18 protein-coding genes are annotated in these 22,329 nt (G+C 61.8%); 4 read left to right on the top strand and 14 right to left on the bottom strand.

Features of this window, described 5'->3' with window-relative positions; translation table 11 throughout:
* Nucleotides 1-19 precede the first annotated feature (19 nt).
* Nucleotides 20-1,396 carry an L-serine ammonia-lyase gene (locus LU682_RS14810; protein ID WP_010954033.1) on the bottom strand — a complete coding sequence of 459 codons (1,377 nt, stop codon included), beginning with the start codon at nucleotides 1,394-1,396 and terminating at the stop codon, nucleotides 20-22.
* A gap of 146 nt (nucleotides 1,397-1,542) precedes the next feature.
* Here LU682_RS14810 and LU682_RS14815 point away from each other — a divergent pair, with 146 nt between their 5' ends.
* Nucleotides 1,543-2,484 (top strand): LysR substrate-binding domain-containing protein, encoded by a 942-nt coding sequence (locus LU682_RS14815; protein ID WP_010954032.1) that lies wholly within the window; start codon nucleotides 1,543-1,545, stop codon nucleotides 2,482-2,484.
* Nucleotides 2,485-2,518: 34 nt separating this feature from the next.
* On the opposite strand, the gene LU682_RS14820 is transcribed toward LU682_RS14815, so the two are convergent.
* From LU682_RS14820 to LU682_RS14870, 11 genes are all read right to left on the bottom strand, one after another.
* Entirely contained in the window at nucleotides 2,519-3,940 is a 1,422-nt protein-coding gene (locus LU682_RS14820; protein ID WP_010954031.1) for an undecaprenyl-phosphate glucose phosphotransferase, read from the bottom strand.
* A 178-nt stretch (nucleotides 3,941-4,118) separates the two neighbouring features.
* Nucleotides 4,119-4,871, bottom strand: a complete 753-nt coding sequence (locus LU682_RS14825) for a WecB/TagA/CpsF family glycosyltransferase (RefSeq protein WP_010954030.1) — start codon at nucleotides 4,869-4,871, stop codon at nucleotides 4,119-4,121.
* A complete protein-coding gene (locus LU682_RS14830) occupies nucleotides 4,871-6,058 on the bottom strand; it encodes a glycosyltransferase family 2 protein (protein ID WP_010954029.1) in 1,188 nt (395 codons plus the stop codon). Before LU682_RS14830 ends, LU682_RS14825 begins: the two co-directional genes overlap by 1 nt.
* The gene (locus LU682_RS14835; protein ID WP_010954028.1) at nucleotides 6,055-7,257 is read right to left on the bottom strand and encodes a glycosyltransferase; all 1,203 of its coding nucleotides are present in this window, start codon (nucleotides 7,255-7,257) and stop codon (nucleotides 6,055-6,057) included. The genes LU682_RS14830 and LU682_RS14835 overlap by 4 nt, the downstream gene beginning before the upstream one ends.
* Nucleotides 7,258-7,306: 49 nt before the next feature.
* The gene (locus LU682_RS14840) at nucleotides 7,307-8,311 is read right to left on the bottom strand and encodes a VirK/YbjX family protein (protein WP_049587811.1); all 1,005 of its coding nucleotides are present in this window, start codon (nucleotides 8,309-8,311) and stop codon (nucleotides 7,307-7,309) included.
* A gap of 9 nt (nucleotides 8,312-8,320) precedes the next feature.
* On the bottom strand, nucleotides 8,321-9,298 hold the full coding sequence (locus LU682_RS14845; protein WP_010954026.1) for a glycosyltransferase family 2 protein: 978 nt from the start codon (nucleotides 9,296-9,298) through the stop codon (nucleotides 8,321-8,323).
* 5 nt (nucleotides 9,299-9,303) lie between these two features.
* Entirely contained in the window at nucleotides 9,304-9,828 is a 525-nt protein-coding gene (locus LU682_RS14850; protein WP_010954025.1) for a serine O-acetyltransferase, read from the bottom strand.
* Between the two features lie 8 nt (nucleotides 9,829-9,836).
* Nucleotides 9,837-10,793: a glycosyltransferase family 2 protein gene (locus LU682_RS14855; protein ID WP_010954024.1), complete on the bottom strand. Its 957-nt coding sequence runs from the start codon at nucleotides 10,791-10,793 to the stop codon at nucleotides 9,837-9,839.
* 1 nt (nucleotide 10,794) lies between these two features.
* Nucleotides 10,795-11,403 (bottom strand): acyltransferase, encoded by a 609-nt coding sequence (locus tag LU682_RS14860; RefSeq protein ID WP_029615442.1) that lies wholly within the window; start codon nucleotides 11,401-11,403, stop codon nucleotides 10,795-10,797.
* Nucleotides 11,404-11,506: 103 nt separating this feature from the next.
* Nucleotides 11,507-12,973: a GMC oxidoreductase gene (locus tag LU682_RS14865; protein WP_010954022.1), complete on the bottom strand. Its 1,467-nt coding sequence runs from the start codon at nucleotides 12,971-12,973 to the stop codon at nucleotides 11,507-11,509.
* Nucleotides 12,974-13,209: 236 nt separating this feature from the next.
* Nucleotides 13,210-14,586, bottom strand: a complete 1,377-nt coding sequence (locus LU682_RS14870; RefSeq protein WP_010954021.1) for an oligosaccharide flippase family protein — start codon at nucleotides 14,584-14,586, stop codon at nucleotides 13,210-13,212.
* A gap of 95 nt (nucleotides 14,587-14,681) precedes the next feature.
* Here LU682_RS14870 and LU682_RS14875 point away from each other — a divergent pair, with 95 nt between their 5' ends.
* From LU682_RS14875 to galE, 3 genes are all read left to right on the top strand, one after another.
* A complete protein-coding gene (locus LU682_RS14875) occupies nucleotides 14,682-16,208 on the top strand; it encodes an O-antigen ligase family protein (RefSeq protein ID WP_010954020.1) in 1,527 nt (508 codons plus the stop codon).
* A gap of 5 nt (nucleotides 16,209-16,213) precedes the next feature.
* On the top strand, nucleotides 16,214-18,814 hold the full coding sequence (locus tag LU682_RS14880; protein ID WP_049587822.1) for a glycoside hydrolase 5 family protein: 2,601 nt from the start codon (nucleotides 16,214-16,216) through the stop codon (nucleotides 18,812-18,814).
* A gap of 105 nt (nucleotides 18,815-18,919) precedes the next feature.
* The gene (gene galE / locus LU682_RS14885) at nucleotides 18,920-19,885 is read left to right on the top strand and encodes a UDP-glucose 4-epimerase GalE (RefSeq protein ID WP_010954018.1); all 966 of its coding nucleotides are present in this window, start codon (nucleotides 18,920-18,922) and stop codon (nucleotides 19,883-19,885) included.
* A gap of 62 nt (nucleotides 19,886-19,947) precedes the next feature.
* Here the strand turns inward: galE and LU682_RS14890 are convergent, their stop codons facing one another.
* Nucleotides 19,948-20,754: a CpsD/CapB family tyrosine-protein kinase gene (locus LU682_RS14890; RefSeq protein WP_004576287.1), complete on the bottom strand. Its 807-nt coding sequence runs from the start codon at nucleotides 20,752-20,754 to the stop codon at nucleotides 19,948-19,950.
* Nucleotides 20,755-20,765: 11 nt separating this feature from the next.
* Nucleotides 20,766-22,328 carry a GumC family protein gene (locus tag LU682_RS14895; RefSeq protein ID WP_060489564.1) on the bottom strand — a complete coding sequence of 521 codons (1,563 nt, stop codon included), beginning with the start codon at nucleotides 22,326-22,328 and terminating at the stop codon, nucleotides 20,766-20,768.
* Nucleotide 22,329: the final 1 nt, after the last annotated feature.

Genomic DNA, 22,329 nt, shown 5'->3' on the forward strand with positions numbered 1-22,329 from the left:
CAATTGACCGCGTTAAACATCAGCACTCGACAAAAGCGACCGCCAAACCGCCGCGCGAGGTTTCCTTGTAATTGGCATGCATGTCCGCGCCAGTATCACGCATGGTGCGGATCACCCGATCGAGCGAGATGAAGTGCTCGCCATCCCCCCGCAGCGCCATCTGCACAGCGTTGATCGCCTTGACCGCAGCAATCGCATTGCGCTCGATGCACGGCACCTGCACCAGGCCGCCCACCGGGTCGCAGGTCAGCCCAAGGTTGTGCTCCAGGGCAATTTCGGCGGCGTTTTCAAGCTGGGGCGGCGTAGCGCCCAGTACCTGCGCCAGGCCGGCAGCAGCCATCGAACAGGCCGAGCCCACCTCCCCCTGACAACCCACCTCGGCACCGGAAATCGAGGCGTTCTTTTTGCACAGGATGCCAACCGCCGCTGCGCCAAGCAGGAAGTCCACCACATCAGCATCGCAGGCATTGGGGTTGAACTTCATGTAGTAGTGCAACACCGCCGGGATAATGCCGGCTGCCCCGTTGGTGGGCGCGGTAACCATACGCCCACCGGCAGCATTTTCTTCATTGACCGCCAAGGCGAACAGGTTGACCCACTCCATGGCACCAAGGGTCGAGCCGATCACGTTGGGCTTGCCCAGCTCCTGCAGGCTGCGATGCAACCGCGCGGCGCGGCGCTTGACGTGCAAGCCGCCCGGCAGGATGCCCTCGTTGCGCAGGCCGTTCGCCACGCACTCACGCATGGCCGCCCAGATGCGCAACAAGCCTTCGCGCACCTCGGCCTCCGGGCGCCAGGCGCATTCGTTGGCCATCATCAGTTGCGCCACGCTCAGGTTGTGGGCCTTGCACAACACCAGCAGTTGCGCACCACTGTCGAACTCATAAGGCAGCATCACGGCATTCATTTCGCTTGCCGGCGCATCGATCTCGGCTTGCTCGACGATGAAGCCGCCGCCCACCGAAAAATAGGTCTGGCTCAACAGGCTGCGCTGCCCGTCCATGGCTTCCAGGCTCATGGCATTGGGGTGATAAGGCAGGCTCTCGTCGAGCAGCAGCATGTCACGGCCGTAGTCGAAGGCCAGCGGATGGCTGCCGTCGAGCATCAGGCAGTGCTCTTGCAGGACCTGGCCGATGCGCGATTCGATCGTGGACGGGTCGATACAGTCCGGCCACTGGCCCATCAAGCCTAGCAGGCACGCGCGGTCGGTGGCATGGCCAACCCCAGTGGCCGACAGCGAGCCATACAGCCGCACTTGCACGCGCGTTACCTGGGCCAGCAGCCCCTGCTCACGCAAAGCCTGGGCAAAGGTGGCCGCCGCGCGCATCGGGCCGACGGTATGGGAACTGGACGGCCCGATGCCAATTTTGAAAAGGTCGAAAACACTGATAGCCATGCTAATGCCTGACCCTGCCCTGACATGCATCCAGGGTAGGGTTGTCTGAAGAAATTGAGTGTTATTGCGATTTTGCGCGATACTGCCGCGCTGGCTCACGGATGACCAACGAAACTTCCTAAGCAAGCCTTTAGTGGTACTAAACGATGCGACGACAACTCAATGGTCAGATGTTCGTCTGGCTGCATGTATTTGCCTGCGCAGCCCGGCACCTGTCCTTCACCCGCTGTGCCGAAGAGCTGCACATCACCCCGGGCGCGGTCAGCCAGCAGATGCGCCAACTGGAAGAGCGCCTGGGCTACCGGCTGTTCCTGCGCCGGGCGCGCGGCGTGGAGCTGAGCGCCGAGGGGCAACGCCTGGCCCAGACGGTGGCCGAGGCCTACGGCAGTATCGAAGCCGAGCTGCTGCGGCTGGACGCGGGGGAAATCCGCGGCACATTGCGTGTGCGTTCGATCCCGTCGTTCCTGGCCAAATGGCTCACGCCGCGCTTGCCGCGTTTTCAACAACGTTACCCGGACATCGAGTTGCGCCTGGTGGCTGAGGACAGTGCCCAGGCGCTGACGCCGGGCGACTTCGACCTTGCCATCGACCTGAACGATGGCAGTTACCCAGGCATGCTCTCGACGCCGCTGCTGGACGAGCAGATCTTCCCGGTGTGCTCACCTGCCCTGCTGCGCGGGCGCCCGCCGCTGCATGGCCCCGCTGACCTGGCGCACTACCCGCTGCTGCATGACATCACCGCCTGGCGTGGCAGTTCGGAATATGCCGAGTGGGAGTTCTACCTGGAAGGCATCGGCGCCGCCGGCCTGGATGTGCGGCGCGGTCACACCTTCAACCGCAACCACCTGACCATCGAGGCGGCTATTGCCGGTATCGGCGTGGCGATTGCCCGCCGCACGCTGCTCAATGATGAACTGGAACGCGGGGCACTGATCGTGCCGTTTGGTGTACCGATCGCCAACCACAAGCGTTATGTGGTGCATTACCCGCCAGGCGGCTTGAACCAGCCAGGTGCGCGGGCGGTGCATGACTGGCTGGTGGAAGAAGCGCGGGGGTTCAGGGTGTTGCATCCGTTGAACAAGGAATAACCAGCTGGGCGCGCTTGAAGCAGGAGCGCTTCGCTCAATAAGCCTGCTTACCGGTGAAGGCATTAAGCGTGCGCACCAGGATCACGAAGTCCAGCCACAACGACCAGTTGTTGATGTACTCGATGTCCGAGTCGACTCGCTGGATCATTTGCTCGATATCCTTGGTCTCCCCCCTGAACCCGCGCACCTGCGCCAAACCTGTCATGCCGGGCTTGATATTGTGGCGGGCAAAGTAGTCAACGATATCCTGCGAATACAAAGTGTCATGTTGCAAGGCATGTGGCCGCGGCCCTACCAGGGACATTTCCCCGGTCAGCACATTGAACAGTTGTGGCAGTTCATCAAGGCTTGTCCGCCGGATAAAGGCGCCGACCCGGGTCAACCTTGGGTCGTTCTTCTGCGCCTGCTTGACCACACCTGCTTCCGGTTGGTGAACATGCATGCTGCGAAACTTCCAGATGCGGAACGATTCTCCTGTCCAGCCGGTACGTTCCTGGCGGAAGAACACCGGGCCGCGGCTATCGATCTTGATGGCCAGCGCAACAGCCAGCAATACGGGTGATGCAAACAGCAAAATCAACGCGGCCAGCACCCGGTCTTCAAGGTTTTTCAAGAACAGGCTCATGCCCGTCAAGGGTGTTTCCGACAAGGTCAGCACCGGAATGCCGGCAATTTCACGCACGCTATGGTTGATCAGGCGTAACGAGAAGATGTCGGGCACCCAATTGACCGCAATGCACTTGTCGAGCAATTTGAAGTACACATCGTTGATGACTTCGGAGCCCCCCAGCGGCGTCACCAGGTACACCGTACGAATGCCATGCCGGGCCACCAGCTCGTCGAGGTCGCCAATATGCCCCAGCACCGGCAGGCGCTGCTTGCCTTCGGCACTTTCCGGCCCTTGCTCATCGCCCTTGTCAAGCACCACGCACCCCAGCACCCGCTCGCCAAACCACGGGTTGTTGCTGATTTTCTGATAGAGGAAGTTGGCCAGGTCACCGTTGCCGATGATAAGGGCATTATCCAGACGCGCGTGGGCGGTAAAGCGTTTTTGCAGTTCACGCACGGCAAAGTGCAAGAACAATTGCGCGAAATAACCAATGACGAACAACTGCCCCATCAGCAACCGCGAATAGGTCTCGCTCTGCTTGGTCAGGAAAGCCATGACCACCAGGAAACAAAAGGTTGCCGACCAGGCCTTGAACAGGCGGAACGCCTTGATCGAAAGCCCGACGTTGGTGCGGTAGATCGCGTAATGATCATAAATGACTGCCAGTGCGCCAATCAGCAGCAGCAGCATGATCACGTAATCGGATGTGATATAGCCGAACTGGTCGTAGATCAGGTACCAGGCAATACCGGTGACGGCAATACCATCGAGGCCGGCCTGGATGGCGTTACTGACACTGCTTCTTCTCTGGAGTAAGGAACGACTGCTTCTGGGTTCGAAAACCATTTCAGACCTCATCAAGATGAGCGTAGCAAGTGCCTTCCATCAAACAGCAAGTCTTGAAAACCGACTTAAGCAAAAACCGTGCAGCAGGCTCGTGGCGCCCTCAAGCGATTGATATCACTGTAGCAGCCACCCGGCGCTGGCGTACCCGGGATCACCGCTTTTGCGATTTTTGGCCGATTCATAGGGCCCGCCTGGCCGAAACCGCCGCCCGCCGGTACAACAGGGTACGCAACAGGAATAGCGGATTGCCCACCACATAACGCATGAACAGGCGCTTGGGCTCGCGCAGCAGGCGGTACAGCCACTCGCCCCCCAAACGCCGCAGCCATTCGGGGGCACGGCTGACCTTGCCGCCGAGAAAGTCCAGGATCGCCCCACCGCACACGATCAGGCATGGCCCGCCAGTGGCTGCCAACGCCGCTGCCACCGCTTCCTGCTTGGGCATGCCCATGCCCAGCACGATCAGCTCGGGTTGCTGGACGCGGGCCAACTGCAGATAGGTTTGCAGGCTGGCGAAGCCATCGTGAACCGACACTGGCACAATGCCGAATTCGGCTTTACAGCGCTGCACAGCCTGGTCCAGGTAGGGTTGCCGGGTGCCCCAGAAGGCGACCTTGCGCCCTCGGTAAGCAGCCATGAGCCTGGGAATGAAGTCTGTGCCGTTCATGTTGAGCCCGGGTTCCAGGCCCAGGCAGCGATACAGGATCGCCATGCCGGCACCATCGCGCAGCAGTACATCTGCGGCCGACAGCGCCTGGCTGTAGCCACCATCGCGCACCACCAGGTTCATCGCATGGGCGTTGACGAAGCCCAGCACGGTGGCCGTATCCGGTGTGGCCAGGCGATCGAGCAGGTGCTGCACGGCGGCGTCATCAGCGATCACTGCCAGCTGGTCGATCACACGCTTCCAGCGATTCTGCCACTGAGCCATCAGTCGTCATCCCGTTTTGAACGCACCCATTCAACCTGGCGCTTGATCAGGAAACTCAGGTACAAGGGAATTTTCCTGGCCGCGTAAAACGGCGCGTACAGCAGCACCGAGAACGGTATCACTTCACGGCAGAAGCGCGCCCAGGCCAACACCACGGCAAAGGCCAGCAAGGCCAAACCGGCAAAGGCGAGCCACGCGGGCGCCGCCAGGCCGAACAGCAGGTACGCCAGCCAGGTCACCAGGTTAAGCCCGAGCAAGGTCAGTACCAGCAACGCCAGGGGCGGCACCAGCAAGTCCAGGGTCAAGGCCGCCAGGCTAGCGTTACGCTGGGTGATGGCAGCCATCGCCCGCTTGGGTGCGTCGGCAAGCATCAAGCCCAGATGGCCGTGCTCCCAGCGGGTACGTTGGCTGTTGAGGCCCTGCTGGCTAAGTGGGAACTGGCTAGTGACCAGTGCCTCGGGGCAGAAAGCAGGCGGTTTGCCCTGCTGGCAAAGGTCCAGGCCCAGCTTCACATCCTCGACCAGATGACCATTGGCCAGGTTGATCAGACTCAGATCGTGCCAGCCGAACGCCATGCCCGCGCCCATCAGTTGGCATGGCAGGCCCAGGCGCGCCCAGCCACGTGGCCGCACCAGGTTCTTGACCCGCCAGGCAAACTCGGCAACCTGCACCCTCAACCCAGCACCTGCCGGTGCACGCATCAGATACAGCGACTGTACCGGGCGGGCAAGTGCGTGGCAGCGGCGCGCCAGGCAGTCGATCGCCCCCTCGCCCACCTGGCAGTCGGCATCCACCACGATGACCACCTCGGGCGGCCGCTGAGCCAGGTGGCGCACGCCGAAATCCAATGCGTAACCTTTGCCGCGCAAGCGCGTATCGTGGCGCTCTACCACTTCGGCACCGGACGCGCGTGCCAACCGGGCCGTGTCATCCGAACAGTTGTCTGCCACGACCAGCAAGCGGTCGCCGTCCAGCAGTTGCGGCGTAACGCTGGCCAGCATCGCACGAATGACCAGCGCCTCATCGTGGGCGGGCACCAACACCGCCACTCGCGGGCGCTCGCCAATGCCCTTGGGCCTGGACCGCGCCGGCAGGCAAGCCAGCAACACTTGCAGCAACAGCACCGACACCGGTACCAGGACGATGATCGCCAACAGGCCCAGTAACCAACCCAATACACTTATCATGCGTATGCCTTGAAATAGTCGGCCAGCCTGGCCGCCTCGGTATCGATGTCATGCCGTTGCACGGCACGCTGGTAGGCCACCTCGCCCATGCGCTGCAGTACCTCGGCCGGTTGCGCCAGGCAGTCGGCCATGGCTGTTGCCAACTCGTCCACGGCACCGGCTGGGAACAGCCAGCCGTTTTCGCCAGGCCGCACCAGCTCGGGGATACCCGCTACATAGGTGGTCAGCACGGGCCGGCGCAAGGCCATGGCCTCCATGATGACCACGGGCAAGCCCTCGGCGAAGCTGGGTAGCACCAGCGCACGGGCGGCCAGGATTTCCTCGCGTACCTGCGCACTGCTGATCCAGCCAGTGATACGCACTTGCTGCTGCAAGCCGTGCCGGGCAATCAAGGCCTCGATCTGCTCGCGCATTTCACCGTCACCCGCCAGCACCAGCTCGAAGGCGATCGACTGGGCAGCGAGACAGCGCGCCGCTTCCAGCAACAGCAGCTGGCCCTTCTGTTCGCACAGTCGCCCGACACACACCAGCCTTGGTGCCGGCGGCACATTGACCGGCGCCACCTCATGAAACCCACGCTCCAGGCCGCAATGCACCACCTTCACCTTGCCCCACTGCTCGGGCGCCACCCAACGGTACAACTGGCTGCGCCCGTACGAGCTCACCGCCGCGACAAAGGCGGCGCGCCGTACTTTCTCACCCAAGTGCAGGAACTGTGGTTTGTCGAATTCTTCAGGGCCGTGCACGGTAAAGCTGTATGCCGGCCCGCCCAGGGCGTTGGCCAGCATGACCACTTCAGTAGAGTTGGTGCCGAAATGCGCGTGCACATGTGTCGCCTCCCCTGCCTGCAACCACTGCAGCACCTGGCAGGCCTCGGCCAGGTAGACCAGGTGGTAGGGCCAGGCACGGTCGGCCCGCAAGCCGAGGCGCATGGCCAGCCACAGCGCCTGGAAAAACCGCCGCGGCTGCGTACGCAGTACCTGCCACGTCGGTGCCAACAACCCCTTGAGCCCACCTTGCAATACGTAGCGGGTCTTGCCCCGTTCGCTTGCGTCCTCGGCATCCTGCACTTCGGCGTCCCACCCACGCAGGGCTATACGTTGCACCTCAACCCCTTGGCGCTCCAGCGCCAGTATTTCGCGACGGATGAAACTGTGGCTGACTTTCGGGTACTGATTGATGAAGTAAGCAATGCGCATACGAATCCAGATCCAAACCCGCTTGATGACCAACCTTCCCTGGCAACCTTCACTTCAGGCTGTCGACTACGGGCGGTCCGTCTACTGCCGATGCACTCACAGCAAATGCATCCCCCTGTTTTCCTTGTAGTCCAAGGTTGTGATTGCTGCTTGGCAATGCTGCCTGCAAACGGGTGAAAACATCGTCGAGCAATGCCTGGCGGCGGCGGTACATCGCCCGTTTCTTGGCCGGGATGTCAGTTTCCGCCCGTTGCGCCGGCGCTAATGGCAGGCTGAAAAAATCCTCACGGTCAGACGCTGTGGCACCGTGTTCTTGCCAGATCACGTCGTAGTTGGCCGCCAGGTCCTGGCCCTTGTCGCTGCCAAAATAGGGATGGCGATGGTGCCGGCAGGCGTCGCTGACGGCATACAGCTGTGTCACACCCAAGGTTCTGCCCAGGCATTTCAACGCTTCGAGCAACAGGCTGCGTGGCCGCAGCCCTTCGAAGTCCTTGGTCAGGTCACGGTAGATGGCCAGCGAGGTTTCGCTGTCGATACCTTTGTGGATGCCCTGCACCGCACCAATGAACAGGCAGGTTTCACCCTGGCTGCGGCCCAGGGTGAAGGCAAGGGATGCCACACGCAGGTCGGCCTGGAACAGGTTCAGCACCAGCTCGCCTTCGCGCTTGAACCAGATTGGCCGGTCCAGCACCAGGCAACAGCCCGGCGAGTGGCTGGACAGGTCACACAGCCTCAGGTTTTCGTCGCGCCCCAGCAACAGCAACGCCGGGAACTGCCCAGCCACCCGTTCAAAGTGCGTAGCCACCACCTCCAGACGCTGTGGCGCCTCCCAGCATCGGCTGATGTAAGGCCATTGCACGACACCGATACAATCCACACCCAGCCGCTGCAGACCATGCGGCCCCAGCGCCGCCGTCATGCGCTGCATGAATCCGTTCAGCTCAGGCCACTGCCTGGCGATCTGCCGTGCCAACTTGTACTTGTTGTGCATCGCCCGCAACGAGTAACCCGGTTGCAAGGTAAACACGCTTTTCACGAGGGTGCCGAGCATCATGGGTTTCTCTCACTTGTACTCGATCAAAGCCGATTTGCCAGCCGCAAGGCGGTGGCGCAGGAACTTCAGTTGGCCGAGCATTTCCGGGAACTTGCCCAACACCAGGAACACGGCCTGCAGCCAGTTCTCGCGCGTCCACTTGCCGCCGCGGCGCGCCAGGCGCACCGCCTGCAGTGGGTAGATCAACAGCAACAGCAGGCCCCAGCCGCCCAGCAGCAGGCAGGCCAGCGCGATCACCAAAGGTATGCCCAGGCCCCACAACCAGGCCCGACGTGACTCACGCAGCCAATGCCGCTCGGGTGGCTGGCCATGCAGGTAGGCGCCCTCGGCATAGGCATGCCCAGCGCGCAGGCTACGCCGCCACCATTGGCTGAAACGCGTCATGCCGGCATCGTGCAGGGTCATCTCGGCAGCCAGTCGCCAGACTTTCCAGCCGCGGGCCCGCAAACGCACGCACAGTTCCGGCTCTTCTCCGGCGATCAGGTCAGGACGGAAGCCACCCACGGCAGCAAAGGCGTCTGCCCGCATCAGCGCATCGCCGCCACAGGCCTTGGCCTCACCGACCGGGGTATCCCACTCCAGGTCGCACAGCAAGTTGTACACCGAACGCTGCGGGAAGCGCTCACGCCGGCGACCACACACCACTGCCACGGCGGGGTGCTGCTCAAGAAAAGCCTGCGCCGTGGCCAGCCAGCTGGCATTCACCTCGCAGTCGCCATCGACGAACTGTACCAGCTGCATCGATGGCAACAGGCGCTGCAAGGCGGCAAAACCTTCATTGCGGGCGCGTGCGGCGGTGAACGGGATACTCATGTCCAGCGCCAGTACTGCCACGCCAAGGTTGGCGGCCAACTGCAGCGAACCATCGGTGGAACCCGAGTCGACGTACATGACTTTGTCGGCCCCGTGCGCCAGCGAAACAAGGCAGCGCTCGAGGCGCTGGCCTTCATTGCGGCCGATTACCACCACCCCGATCACCGTTGCCATAGGCCTCACTCGACCGATGCCACGGCGGCCGGATGCCGGGCCTTGATGATGGCCGGCACCCCCACTGCCAGTGAATTGTCAGGCACATCTACCAGCACGACGGCATTGGCGCCGATGATCACGTTGTTGCCGATGCGAATACTGCCCAGCACCTTGGCCCCGGTGCCAATGTCGACGTTGTTGCCGAACACCGGGGCAATCGGCTCGTCGACATTCTTCAGGCCCACCACCACGCCGTTGCGGATACGGCAGTCATCGCCGAAGCGGGCATAGCCGCTGACAACGATGCCGCCAAAATGATCGATGACGAAGTTGCGCCCGATCACCACCTCGCACGGCAGTTCGATACCGGTGATGATCTGGACGAATTTGAACAGCACCTTGTAGATGAGCGAGCACAGTTTGCGCAGCAGTGCCGGGCGCAGCGTATAACGCCAGCGGCCAAAGCGGTACACCAGCAAGACCCAGAAACCCTGGGCGCCCCAGTCCCCGCCATGGGCCCGCAGGTCGGCGCGAATATTATCGAACATGGCTCCACCTACCTTGTCGGTTGGCTGGCGTACCGGGTCTTGAACAGCAAAGACCAGGTTGCCCGGCAATGACGCCAGCAGGCCTGAATGGCGCCCCAGCCGCGTCGTTTCAACAGCGCCTTGAGTGCCAGCACCAGGTCGCCCAGCGTGACCAGCAGCATGTGCAGGGCAAGCCCCGCCACCCCATGATGCTTGCGGAAGTACAGCAACTCGCTTTCGATCTGATAGGACGAGATCTGCCGGCTGGCGGCCTCCAGCTCCGCCACCGACTTGGAGCTTTCGCCACCGATGTGCACCACCGTGGTATGCGGGTAGAACACCACTTTCCAGCCCGCTTCCTTCACCCGCTTGCAGTGGTCCACCTCTTCGTAATAAAGGAAGTAGCGCGGGTCGAACAAACCCACCTTGTCGAGTACTTCGCGGCGCACCAGGTAGAAGCAGCCGGGCAACCAGTCACACTCGCGCACCGAGGCGTGGTCCCAGTTCATGTCGTCGACCATCTTCACCCCTGGGAAGAACCGCCCCAACCCGGTACGCCCGACGAACACATTGAGCGGTGTGGGGAAGTAGCGACAACTGGGCTGCAGGTCGCCATCGCGACCCTCCAGGCGCACCCCCAGTACGCCGCACTCCGGGTGGGCGTCCATGTAGTCGAGCGTTTTTTGCAGCGAGTCGGCGGCAACGAAGGCATCGGTATTGAGCAGCAAGGCATACTTGCCCTTGAGGTGCGCCAACAACTGGTTGTTGGCCCGGCCGAAACCCACGTTCTGCTTGTTGCTCAGCAGCAGTGCCTCGGGGCACACCTGGGCCATGCGCTGCACCGAGTCATCGCGCGAGGCATTGTCGACCACCAGGTAACTGGCCAGCCGCTCGCTGTCGGCCCGGCGCAGCGCATCGAACATCGGCTGCAACAGTCCAGCGGTATTGAAGTTGACCACCATGACATCCACAGGTTTGCTAGCCATTTCAGCTGTCCCCGAAGAAATACTGACGTCTTTGCGCCATCAGTAACGGTTCCACTTCCGGGTCGTAGGCACCGTTGCGCTGCTTCACCAGATCGATCCATGGGTAGGCTTCGCAACGTGCCTCGACCCGCTTGATCAACTGTTCGGTGGTACAAATGAACTCGGCAGGGTTGCCACCATAGACGGTGCCTGGCGGCACGTCCTTGGTCACCACCGCCCCTGCCGCCACGATGGATTCGGGCCCGATGGTCACGCGAGGCATCACGATCGCACCATGGCCGATGAAGCAATTGTCCTTGATGTCGATGAAACCGACCGAATCCAGGTGCTTGCCAAAGCGATGCTCGATCAGCAATACCACCCCGTCATGACCGATCAACGTGCAGTCGGACAAGCCCACGCTGTTACCGATACGTACCAGCGACGGGTCGAGAAACTTGCAGCCTGTATTGACGTAGAAATTGCTGCCGACCGAATGAAAGTTGCCCCATCGGGCCAGATAGGCCCCCCATTCAAGACCAGAGGGGTTGCAGAACCTCCTGTAGAATTTGCCACCTCGCCCGGTTGCATGGGCGTAGCGCGCCACTGCCTTGCGTATCCATCCTTTCATACTGCCTGGCCTCGCGATCTGAACAATCTGGAGTCTCCTGAGGCGTTCCGGTCTCGTTCTTCTAGGTGCTGACCGCATCGCACTCACCCGTGTACAACCTTCATCACGCCGCGGCGCCGCTGGCCGCTTTCATCTTGTTATCGAGGTGGTCGGCCAGCCGCAAGGCAAATTGCAACAGCGGCATGGTCGGGTTGGAGGCGCCGCCCTTGGCAAAAATGCTGCTGCCGGCGACATACAGGTTTTCGGTACCGAACACCTTGCAATTGGCATCGACCACACCGAACTGCGGCGAGGCGGCCATGCGCGTGGTGCCCATGTGATGGGCATGGGGTGCCATTCTCAGCGGTATCGAGGTGTCGTAAACGAAATCGTTGAGCTTGACGAACCCCAGGTCCATGTCGGCGAACTGCTTGGCCAGTTCGCTGCCAATGCACTTGATGGTGTGCCGGTCTTCGGCGCTAAGCACCCAATTGACATTGACCTTGGCCACGCCCAGCGCATCCTTCTTGTCCAGCAGCGAAATGCGGCTGTGCAGGTTGGGGAACTGCTCGATCATGGTGCTGATCACGCCGTCACCAGGGCAGCTGAACTTGGCGACGAAGGCGACCTTGCTGGCAAACCCCATGTCGCAGGCCAGGCTCTCGAGAAAATACTTCACCTCGGCAGTGCGGCCATAAGTTTGCACATCGGCCAGCAAGGAGGCGGTGACATTGCCTTTACCGGCCTTGTACTCGTCGACGAAAGCATCGGTGGTGTAGTACTGGCGCGGCTCTGGGTCCTGCCCGGACTTGAGGATGAAAGTGCCCATTTCGATATTCAGGTGTTCCATGAAACACCCGCCGACCAGCCCTTCCTTGCTCACCACGCCTGCGGCCACCAGGGTCTCGCTGTTCAGCAACTGCCGGGCATTCTCGATGGCCCCTGTGGCCAGAATGAAATTTCCAGCCACCAGGCGTTGACGATTGCACTCATAGTCAGACAAAACCACCGCAGCCAGGTGGCCGGAAGCCTTGTCGAACTCCAGGTCAACGCAATTACAGTTGATGAACACATCCAGGCCTGGGGTCTGCTCCAGTGCTGTAGCGTACTTCTGCGCAAAACGTGTCGGCGTGCTGAGCAGAAAACGGTCCGCCTCGAAGTCACCGCCATTGAGACCGGCATTCATCGCGCGAAAATCCGAGCCAGGCGCCAGATCGACGATCTCCATGGCTGCCGGCAGAAAGCCTTCGATCTCCGAGTAGGGAATTGGCCAGCCCGGCAAGACGCCTGGCGGGGCGACGGCAAAATCCGAAGGGGTGAATGGTCGGCACCGGCCAGCCCAGTGATTGGAGGTGCCACCCAGGTAGCGCAGGCGGGTTTCCTCGGCATACAGTTCCAGGCCGGTGGATGAGCACGCGTACAAGTCTTGCGAGTGCGGCGCATATTCGCGCCCCCCGCCTTCGGCGATCATTACGCTCCAGCCGGCGGCTGCCAGGCGCAAGCCCAGGGTTATACCCGCCGGGCCGGCCCCGATGATGCAGAAATCATAGTGATCGCGCAGCGCCTTCTGCTGCTCAAAGTCCTTGATCATGCTGACGCGTTCCGAAAGTAACGGGACGGCAATACCCAACCGTTGATTACCACGAACCCGGGCTTTTCGACCGTCTTGCCCGCAACGGCCGCCGAGGCGCCGAACACCGCGCCCCCCGCGCCGAGCAAGACACAGCTCTGGAGAAAGCCTCTACGACCCAACTGCGCAGTACAAAAAGTGAGCTTCCCCATGTTCCCGTGACCTGTAGCCATGAAAGTTACACCCGGCAAACTGCGCTACAGCCAGTTGAAAAAGGCCGTCAACAGTGCCCCGCACAGCGCCCCGACCAGCAACATCGGCAGTACCACCAGCTCACGTTTGAGGCTGAAGATATCCAGTTTGCAGTTCACATACACAACCAGCACCAGCGTTGGCGCAGCATGCAGGGCAACCCCCCAGATAGCCCACTCCACCCCGCCAATCGCCAGTAACAGCGGCAACAGCCCCCATAACGAGACCAGGCGGATGATGTTGTCCATGGCCTGGTACTTGGTCAGGCCCAAGGCAATCCACACCTGATGAGCCAAGGTATAGCGCAATACGATGAACGATAGCGAGAGAATCGCCAGCATCGGCCCGGCTTCGCGGTAGCGATCGTCATACATCCAGCCGATCAGCAGCGGGCTGGCGGTCAGGAAACCGCCACAAATGAACAGCACCAGCAGGTCGACCAGCAGCCGAAAGCGGAAATACAGCGCTTTCAGGCGCGGCTTGTCGTCGGCCCGGGCCGCTTCGCTGAAAGCAGGCAGCGCCACCGCGCCGACAATTTTCATGAGCGCGGTCTGCACCGCACCCAGGATCAGCACGGCGATCGAATACACACCCAGTTGCGCCGCCGACATGCTGGCGCCAAACCATATGCGGTCGCCGTACATCGCCAGCACGCCGACCATCGACGACAACAGAATCCAGCGGCCAAACACGATCAGCTCGGTCAGCGCCGAACGGTCCCAGCGCAGGTGGTTGTTGGGCCCCTCCAGGGCGGTATGCCCCAGCACGGTCCAGACGACCGCCGAAACCAGGCCTGATAACACCAGCGCCCAGATCGAATGGGTCAGCAAGCCCAGCACCAGCATCACCACCAGGCCCGCCACCTGCGAGGCAAGGTCGACCAATACCACGCGCTTTTGTTGGAAAGTGCGTACCGCCACATCTATCTTGGTGGACTGGAAACCCCAGATGGCCGCCGACAGGCCGGTGACCGCCAGTACCATCGGCAGTACCGGCGCGGCATAGGTCGAGTCGGCCGGCCACAGCTCAGCCAGTTGGGCCAACCAAGCTCCCAGGGCCAGCAGCAGGGTAAGGGCAAACAGCAGGAAACCGCGGATGATCTGCACGGTCCAGGCGGTGTTGAGAAAGTCCGGATCGTCTCCGCGGTGGCTCTGGATGATGTTCTGGCGCAGGCCGACATCGGAAAGCAAATGCAGCAGTATCGAAACAGTGGTGGCGATGACCATCACCCCGAACATTTCCGGCAGCAGCAAGCGGGCCATGATCAGATTGCCGCCCAGGCGCATCACCTGTGAAGCCACCTGCGAGACCAGGTTCCAAGACCCGGCCCTCAAGGCCCGCTTGCGCAGGCTCGCGGCGGCTGACACATCAATCGACGGCATGACTTCAATCTCTGACTGATTGGCTAAAAGTCACTATAGTTTCAATTAGCCACGATGCTAGCCGTTGCCCACCAAGGGAAAGGTGTACATAGCCGATGCCTGAACATTTTCGTGCGTTGATCGTCATCCTGTTTCTGGCGAGCGTGGTCTTCCTGATGGCCCGGCGGCCTGCCACCGACCTGATTCCGCTCAGCGACTACAAGCGCCGGCGCAATCTGTGGTTCCTGCTGACCCTGCTGGCTTTTTTCTCCCACAGCTTCTGGCTGTACCTGGGGGTGGGCGCGGTCGTCCTGTTGCTGGCCGGGCGCCGCGAGCACAACCCCATGGCGCTGTTCTACATGCTGCTGTTCCTGATCCCGCCAGCATCGGTGCAGGTGCCCGGGTTTGGCGTGGTCAATTACCTGGTCGACCTGAACCATATTCGCCTGCTGACCCTGTGCGTGCTGCTGCCGGCCGCGCTGTACCTGCGCCGCCAAGGTGACACCTTGCGCTTTGGCCGCATCTGGGCTGATAAACTGCTGGCGGCAGGCCTGCTGCTGATGAGCGTGCTCTATTTGCGCGAAACCACCCTTACCGACACGCTGCGCCAGGCGCTGTACCTGTATGTCGACGTTCTCCTGCCGTATTACGTGGCCAGCCGTGGCCTGCGCCAGATCAGCGACTTCAAGGACACCCTGCTGGCCTTCGTGCTGGCCTCTTTCGTCATGGCGCTGATCGCTGTGGCCGAGTATGTGCGCCACTGGCTGTTGTACAGCGCCCTGGTCGACGCCATGGGCGTGCCATGGAGCATGTCCGGCTACCTGAGCCGGGGCGGTGCACTGCGGGCAAGCGTCACCACCGGCCAGGCGATTGCACTGGGTTACGTGATGAGCGTGGCCATCGGCCTGTTCCTGTTCGTGCAGGGCTATGTGCAACGCCCGCTGCACAAGGCCATGGGCGCCCTGCTGCTGGCCGCCGGGCTGTTCGCGCCATTGTCGCGTGGCCCGTGGATCGGCGCCGTGGTCATCGTGGTGGTGTTCATCGCCCTGGGCAAAGGCGCCGTCAAGCGCCTGGCGCTGCTAGGTGCGGCAGGCATGCTGGCGTTGCCCTTGCTGACCGTCGTGCCTGGGGGCGAAAAGGTGCTGGACCTGCTGCCGTTCATCGGTAACCTCGAGAAAGAGAACATCACCTACCGCGAGCGGCTGATGGACAACTCGTGGATCGTCATCCAGCGCAATCCGTTGTTCGGCTCCTTCGACTTCCGCAACACACCCGAAATGCAGGCGATGATCCAGGGCGACGGCATCATCGACATCGTCAACACCTACATCAACCTGGCGTTGCGGGTCGGCCTGGTCGGGCTAGGTCTGTTCGTGGCGTTCTTTGCCGTCGTGCTGCGGGGTATCCGCAAGGCCATGCTCAGCTTTGCCGACAAGGACGACGAGCGACGACAGCTCGGCCGGGTGTTGCTGGCAACGCTGATCGGCATTCTGGTCATCATCTTCACGGTCAGCAGCATCACCTTCATCCCGGTGGTGTACTGGTCTATCGCAGGCCTGGGCGTGGCCTACATCCAGATGGTTCGCCGGCTGCACAACAGCCCGGCCGTGGAACTGGCAGAACCCGACCTACAACCCAGGTAATGTTCATGAATAGGCTGTCCCTGCGTCATTACGTGCGCCTTTCGGCCATTGCCGGCCTGGCCCTGCTGCCGCTGGCCAGCTGGGCTTCAGACTGGCAGGTCAGTGTCGATGAGCAAAATGGCTTGCCTAACGTGACACACGGCGGTGGCCCGGTCATGAAGGCCAAATTCGATTTCTGGGCTGCCAACTGGAGCTGGACCGGTTTCTATACCGACTTCAAGGTCAATGGCCCTTACCACTACACGCTGCGGGGCAAGAACAAGGAACTGGACTTCGACCTGCAGGCTGACATCCGTAAGGAAGAGGCGCAAACCCTGAGCTGGGCCTTCGATCTCGACGCCCACAGCCGCCAGAGCGGTGTCATGGGTGGCGGCCTGGTGTTCCAGTTCGACCCGGCGCAAATCGCCGGCGGCATGGGCGCCCCGCAATTGTTGCCCGACAACCGCGGCTGGACGTGGGGCAAGGCTGACCAGGGGCGACGCATCGAAATGCGTTTCGACCCGCCACTGGCCAAGGTCTATTTCGAGCGCGGCAACCCGTCCGAGCTGCGTGCATTCCTCTACAAGGACCCGATCAGCGCCGGCCGCCAGCAGCTCAAGGCCGTGCTCAACGTGACCGGCGACATCGAACTCGGCCCGACACCCAGCGAGCGCTTCGGCCTGGCAGACCCCGCCACCTGGCCTGATGACCAGCTGGACTGGCGCACCTCGCCGGTGGACCTGTCGTTCCTCAACGCAGCGGAAAAACCCGCCGGCAAGCGTGGCTTCGTCAAGGCTGTCGGCGACCAGTTGATGTTCGCCGACAACACCCCGGTACGCTTCTGGGGCACCAACCTGTCGGCCTACTCGCTGTTCAAAAGCCCCGACGACGAAATCCGCCAACAAGCCAAACGCCTTTCGGCACTGGGTTTCAACCTGGTGCGCCTGCATCACCACGACTCGCCCTGGGTCAGCCCCAACGTCTTTGGCGACGGCACCGTGGTGCGCGATACCCAGCAGCTCAGCACCGAATCGCTGCGCAAGCTCGACCTGTGGATCAAGTCACTCAAGGACGAAGGCATCTACATCTGGCTGGACATGCATGTGCAGCGTGCGTTTACCGCCAACGACCACATCGAAGACTTCAAGGAGCTGCCCGAGCAGGACGGTCGCGTCGACCTGAAGGGTTACGCCTACGTGAACGACAGTATCCGGCAGGCGATGAAACGCTTCGCCGAGCAGTACCTGACCCATGTCAACGAGTACACGGGCCTGGCCTACAAGGACGACCCCGCCATCGCCGCCGTGCTGATCACCAACGAGAATGACCTGACCCAGCATTACGGCAACGCCCTGATGCCGAACAAGGATGTACCCCGCCACAGTGCGCGCTACATGACGGCGGCCAAGGCCTTTGCCAAACAGTTTGACCTACCCGCCGACCTGACCTGGCGTGCCTGGGAGCATGGGCCGTCGAAGCTGTTGCTCAACGAGCTGGAACAACGCTTCAATGCCGACATGATCGCCCACTTGCGCAGCGTGGGCGTGAAAGTCCCCATTGCTACCACCAGCACCTGGGGCGGTAATGGGCTTAGCGCACTGCCGGCATTGAGCGTTGGCGATGTCATCGACGCCCACAGCTACGGCGACACAGGCCAACTGGAGAAGAACCCGCTGACCAGCGACGGCATGATCGACTGGATTGCTGCCGCCCAGGTCGTCGGCAAACCGCTGACCGTCACCGAGTGGAACGCCGAGCCCTTCCCGCTGCCTGACCGTCACTCGCTGCCGATTTACATCGCCGGCACCGCCAGCCACCAAGGCTGGGACGCCATGCTGCAATACGCCTACAGCCAACAGGCGTTCAACCCGGGTTGGCGCACGGCGGACAACTGGCACGCGTACAACGACCCCGCGATGATCGCCACCCTGCCCGCCGCTGCCCTGCTCTATCGCCGTGCGGACGTGAAACCCGCCACCACTCGCTACGTGTTCGCACCGACACCTGCCACCCTGTACAACCAGGAAATCACCCCGCGTAACTCACCGCTGCTGCGCACAGCCATGGAAAAGGGCCAGTTGCAGATCGCCCTGCCACACACGCCGGAATTGCCTTGGCTCAAACCCGCGCCCATCCCGGCAGACGCGCAGGTGCTGCACGACCCGGGGCAAGCGCTGCTGGCCGCCGATGCCACCGAGTCGGTGACCGACACAGGCGAACTCAGGCGCAACTGGCAACAAGGCATCTACACCATCGACACGCCACTGACCCAGGCCGCCAGCGGCTGGCTGGGCGGCCGCCCGATCAACCTGGGTGCCATTCAGATACAAATGAAAACGCCTTACGCCAGCGTCGTGGTCCAGAGCCTGGACGGCAAGCCACTGGGCCAGTCGCGCGAGCTTCTGCTGTCACTGGGCACCCGTGCCATGCCCAAGGCCGATGACAAGACGCCGTTCAATGTCGAGCCCCTTGAAGGCAGCCTGGACATCAAGGCACCCGCCGGCCTGAAACTGTTCGCCCGCGATGCACGGGAGCAGCTGAAGCCGCTGCCGGTGGCCTACAAGGATGGGCAATACACCATTACCTTCGACGGTACCTACATGTCCAATTGGCTATTCTTGAAATAGAGCATATGGCCATCTACGCTCAGGTCACCTGTAGCTGATCATCCCACCTGCACGTGTCAGGGAGTGTTCACTGCGTCTGTAAACAGCAGATTCCAGGAGGTGGGGATGAAATATCTGGTTGTGGGTGGTGCGGGCTACATTGGCTCGCACATGGTCAAGCACCTGCTCGCCGCCGGCCATGAAGTGCTGGTGGCGGACCTGGTCTCACCTGGCCCCGGTATCCAGTGGGCCAAGCTCGACATCGCCGACGAAGCCGCACTGGATGTGCTGTTTGGCGTGTGTCGCTTCGATGCGGTGTTCCACTTCGCCTCGTTCATTCAAGTGGGCGAGTCGGTCAGTGCCCCCGGCAAGTACTACCAGAACAACGTCGCAGCCACCCTTTCCCTGCTGCAGGCCATGGTCAATGCCGGCATCAGGCACCTGGTGTTTTCTTCGAGTGCCGCCGTATACGGCAACCCGCAGTACGTGCCGATCGATGAAGCACACACCAAGGGGCCGATCAACCCGTATGGGTTGAGCAAATGGATGGTCGAGCAGATTCTTGAGGACTTCGACCGGGCCTATGGTTTGAAGTCGGTAAGCCTGCGCTATTTCAATGCAGCGGGCGCTGACCCGGAAGGCCAGCTAGGCGAGCGTCACGAGCCGGAAACCCATCTGATCCCGTTGATCCTGCAGGCTGCATCTGGCCGGCGCGAGGCGGTGACAGTGTTTGGTCGCGACTACGACACGCCGGATGGCACCTGCATACGCGACTACGTGCATGTGGCAGACCTGGCGGCTGCCCATGCACTGGCAGTGGATTATCTACTGGACGGTGGCGAGCGTGCCGCGTTCAACCTGGGCAATGGCCTGGGCTTTTCGGTGCAGCAGGTGATCGATACGGCCCGGGCCGTGACCGGGCGACAGATCACTGCCCTTGACGCACAGCGCCGCGCCGGCGACCCGCCACGGCTGGTGGCGGATGCGAGCAAGGCCATGCAGGTGCTGGGCTGGCGCCCTGCATTCGCCTCACTGGAGCAGATTGTGCGGCATGCGTGGCAGTGGGAGTTGCAGTATCCCTGGAGGCGCTGAGTTGGCCTCATAGCTTTCAGGCGCAGCACAAGGCTGCGCCTGAAAGCGTATTGCCAGAAGGCTCAGTAATAGGTGCGTGGCTGTTCGTCGGCCTTGTTCAACACTGTCCCGATCAGGTTCACCGTACCCAGGTGATGCAGGCAATCCTCGATTTCCTTCTTGTTGTTCATTCCGTTGGCCACCACCAGCAACACGCAGTCGAACTTGGGTAACACGGTGATCGCATCATCCGAGCTGAGCAGCGGTGGCAAATCGAAAATGCAGATGCGCGATTCGTAGCGGTTGCGCAAATCGCCAATCAGGTTGTTCACCTTGGGCGAGGACAGCATCTCGGTCGACAGGGGCACGGGTACCCGCGTTGGCAGCACCACGAAGCGCGGCAAGGTGGGGTTGACCAGGCAGTCCTGCAACTCGGCCTTGTCCGTCAGAAACTCGTTCAGTGCCTGCTCCATGGGCAGGCCCAGGTAACTGCCGACCTTGGGCCGGCGCAGGTCGAAGTCCACCAGTAACGCAGTCTTGGTGGTGTGGTGGGCAATACTCATGGCCAGGTTGATCGCCAGCATGGTCTTGCCCGCTTCCGGCGTTGGCGAGGTGATGGCCAAGGTACGCCAGCCGTTCTCGTCCATGGCCCTGAGCACCTGCGTACGCAGCAGGTCGATCGGCCCGTTCATGTTGGAGTTCTTGTTGTACGCCACGATGCGGTTACGCTCCAGGTGGTCTGCACGCAGCGGTACCACCTTGGTGTTCACGTAATCGAACTGACCCGGCACTTCGGCCAGCGCCGTACCGGGGGCGGGAGACAGTGCCTGGGGAGTACCTGGGGTAACCTGATGAATATTGTTGCCAACAGCCGGCTTGATCCTGTCCATCACTGCTTTCCCTATACAAACCGAGACATGACTTTGTACAACAGCACATCCAGTGGCATGTAGAACACGTGCACCAGCCCTATCATGATAGCTGCCAACGCCAGTGCCGCCAGGATCAGTCGATTGCGCCAGCGCTTGCGTCGGGCCACGTCGGCCCGGGTATCGATATAGGGCAGTGCCACCAGCACCCGTTTGCCCAGCAGGCTTTCCAGGGCGCCAACGCCACGCACGCGCTGATTGAGCATTTCCAGCAGCATCACCAGCGCACCGCCACCGGCCGGTGCCAGCACCAGGCCCAGCGCAGCGATTTTCTTGCGGTTAGGCTTGATCGGCTTCTCAGGCAACAGGGGAGGCTCCAGCAGCACAAAGCGTTCAGCCTTGTTCTCCTGCTCCAGGCTTTCGGTAATCTTTGCGCCCATTTCCTTGGCACGAATCTCTTCGTATTTCTTGCGCGCGTTGTCGTGGTCTCGCATCAAGGTCACCAGGCCACGCTCGACCTGCGGCGCCTCGAGGATCTCGGCTTCGTAGCCTTCCATTTTCCGGGTCAGCTCACGCTTTTGCTCTGCCAGCGAGGCAATACGCACCTGGGCGGCGCTCATCTTGGCGCGGACACGGGCCGCGTCGAGGCTGACCGTGGACACTGCCGCAGTGCGCCCCCCACTGGCTTCGAGCGCCTGGATCTTGCGCTTGACCGCCACGACATCCGGGTGGGCGTCCTTGTAGCGGGTCAGCAGTTGCGCGTATTCGGCTTTCAGGCTTGGCAGGTCTTCGGGCAGGTCGGCACGGGTTGGCCGGGTGCCCTCGGCAACCTTGGTGGCAAGGCCGGCATTGGCCGCAGACAGCTCCAGTTCCAGGTAGCGCAGCTCTTCCTGGGCAGCCTTGTAGTCACGGTCGACCTCACGGAATTCCAGCTCCGCCCGCGACAGCATGTTCATGCGCAGGGTCTGGTGCTCGGGCAAGGCATTGGCGTGGGCCTGCTTGAAATCGGCCAGCTGGTTTTCCAGGCTGGCCAGCTCGGCACCCAGCTTGTTGGCTTCCTGGGTGAGGAATTCGGTGGTTTCGTTGGCTCGCTCGGTGCGCTGCTTGAGGTTTTCGTTGAGGAACAGCGTCACCAGTTCATCGGCGACTTCCTTGGCTACTTGTGGCTGTTTGTGCTCGAACGAGACATTGAACGCCACGGTCGCTTCACCACGGCCGCGCACGTAGGTGGTCAGGGTTTCGACCACGATCGCGTTGCGCATCTGGTCGATCTTGTCGCTTTCGCTGAAGCGCTTGTCGGCGAAGAGGTCGTACTTGCCGATGATGCGCAGCAGGTTGTCGCGGGTCATCACCCGTTGACGGATCACCTCGATGCGCTCATCGGCAAAGCTGGTGTTGTTGGTCGACACCAGCTCAGGCGAAATCTGCTGCGACTCCACCAGAATGGTGCCGGTCGACTGGTAGATCGGCGGCACCATCAACGCGACGGCCACGGTCGCGGCGAGAATGACTGCGGCACTCACCCCTAACACCAGGGCCCTGTCCTTGATAATGGCGATGTAATCTCTGAGGGAGAGCTCGTAGTCAGACTTCATA

Source organism: Pseudomonas alloputida (assembly GCF_021283545.2).
Taxonomy (GTDB): domain Bacteria; phylum Pseudomonadota; class Gammaproteobacteria; order Pseudomonadales; family Pseudomonadaceae; genus Aquipseudomonas; species Aquipseudomonas alloputida.

What these genes read in the sequence shown, in the direction of transcription:
- LU682_RS14860 (WP_029615442.1), bottom strand. Translation starts at nt 11,403, where the DNA reads ATGAAAGGATGGATACGCAAGGCAGTGGCGCGCTACGCCCATGCAACC.
- LU682_RS14880 (WP_049587822.1), top strand. Translation starts at nt 16,214, where the DNA reads ATGAATAGGCTGTCCCTGCGTCATTACGTGCGCCTTTCGGCCATTGCC.
- LU682_RS14810 (WP_010954033.1), bottom strand. Translation starts at nt 1,396, where the DNA reads ATGGCTATCAGTGTTTTCGACCTTTTCAAAATTGGCATCGGGCCGTCC.
- LU682_RS14815 (WP_010954032.1), top strand. Translation starts at nt 1,543, where the DNA reads ATGCGACGACAACTCAATGGTCAGATGTTCGTCTGGCTGCATGTATTT.
- LU682_RS14890 (WP_004576287.1), bottom strand. Translation starts at nt 20,754, where the DNA reads ATGGACAGGATCAAGCCGGCTGTTGGCAACAATATTCATCAGGTTACC.
- LU682_RS14820 (WP_010954031.1), bottom strand. Translation starts at nt 3,940, where the DNA reads ATGGTTTTCGAACCCAGAAGCAGTCGTTCCTTACTCCAGAGAAGAAGC.
- LU682_RS14830 (WP_010954029.1), bottom strand. Translation starts at nt 6,058, where the DNA reads ATGATAAGTGTATTGGGTTGGTTACTGGGCCTGTTGGCGATCATCGTC.
- LU682_RS14840 (WP_049587811.1), bottom strand. Translation starts at nt 8,311, where the DNA reads ATGATGCTCGGCACCCTCGTGAAAAGCGTGTTTACCTTGCAACCGGGT.
- LU682_RS14875 (WP_010954020.1), top strand. Translation starts at nt 14,682, where the DNA reads ATGCCTGAACATTTTCGTGCGTTGATCGTCATCCTGTTTCTGGCGAGC.
- LU682_RS14845 (WP_010954026.1), bottom strand. Translation starts at nt 9,298, where the DNA reads ATGGCAACGGTGATCGGGGTGGTGGTAATCGGCCGCAATGAAGGCCAG.
- LU682_RS14825 (WP_010954030.1), bottom strand. Translation starts at nt 4,871, where the DNA reads ATGGCTCAGTGGCAGAATCGCTGGAAGCGTGTGATCGACCAGCTGGCA.
- galE (WP_010954018.1), top strand. Translation starts at nt 18,920, where the DNA reads ATGAAATATCTGGTTGTGGGTGGTGCGGGCTACATTGGCTCGCACATG.
- LU682_RS14850 (WP_010954025.1), bottom strand. Translation starts at nt 9,828, where the DNA reads ATGTTCGATAATATTCGCGCCGACCTGCGGGCCCATGGCGGGGACTGG.
- LU682_RS14895 (WP_060489564.1), bottom strand. Translation starts at nt 22,328, where the DNA reads ATGAAGTCTGACTACGAGCTCTCCCTCAGAGATTACATCGCCATTATC.
- LU682_RS14855 (WP_010954024.1), bottom strand. Translation starts at nt 10,793, where the DNA reads ATGGCTAGCAAACCTGTGGATGTCATGGTGGTCAACTTCAATACCGCT.
- LU682_RS14835 (WP_010954028.1), bottom strand. Translation starts at nt 7,257, where the DNA reads ATGCGCATTGCTTACTTCATCAATCAGTACCCGAAAGTCAGCCACAGT.
- LU682_RS14870 (WP_010954021.1), bottom strand. Translation starts at nt 14,586, where the DNA reads ATGCCGTCGATTGATGTGTCAGCCGCCGCGAGCCTGCGCAAGCGGGCC.
- LU682_RS14865 (WP_010954022.1), bottom strand. Translation starts at nt 12,973, where the DNA reads ATGATCAAGGACTTTGAGCAGCAGAAGGCGCTGCGCGATCACTATGAT.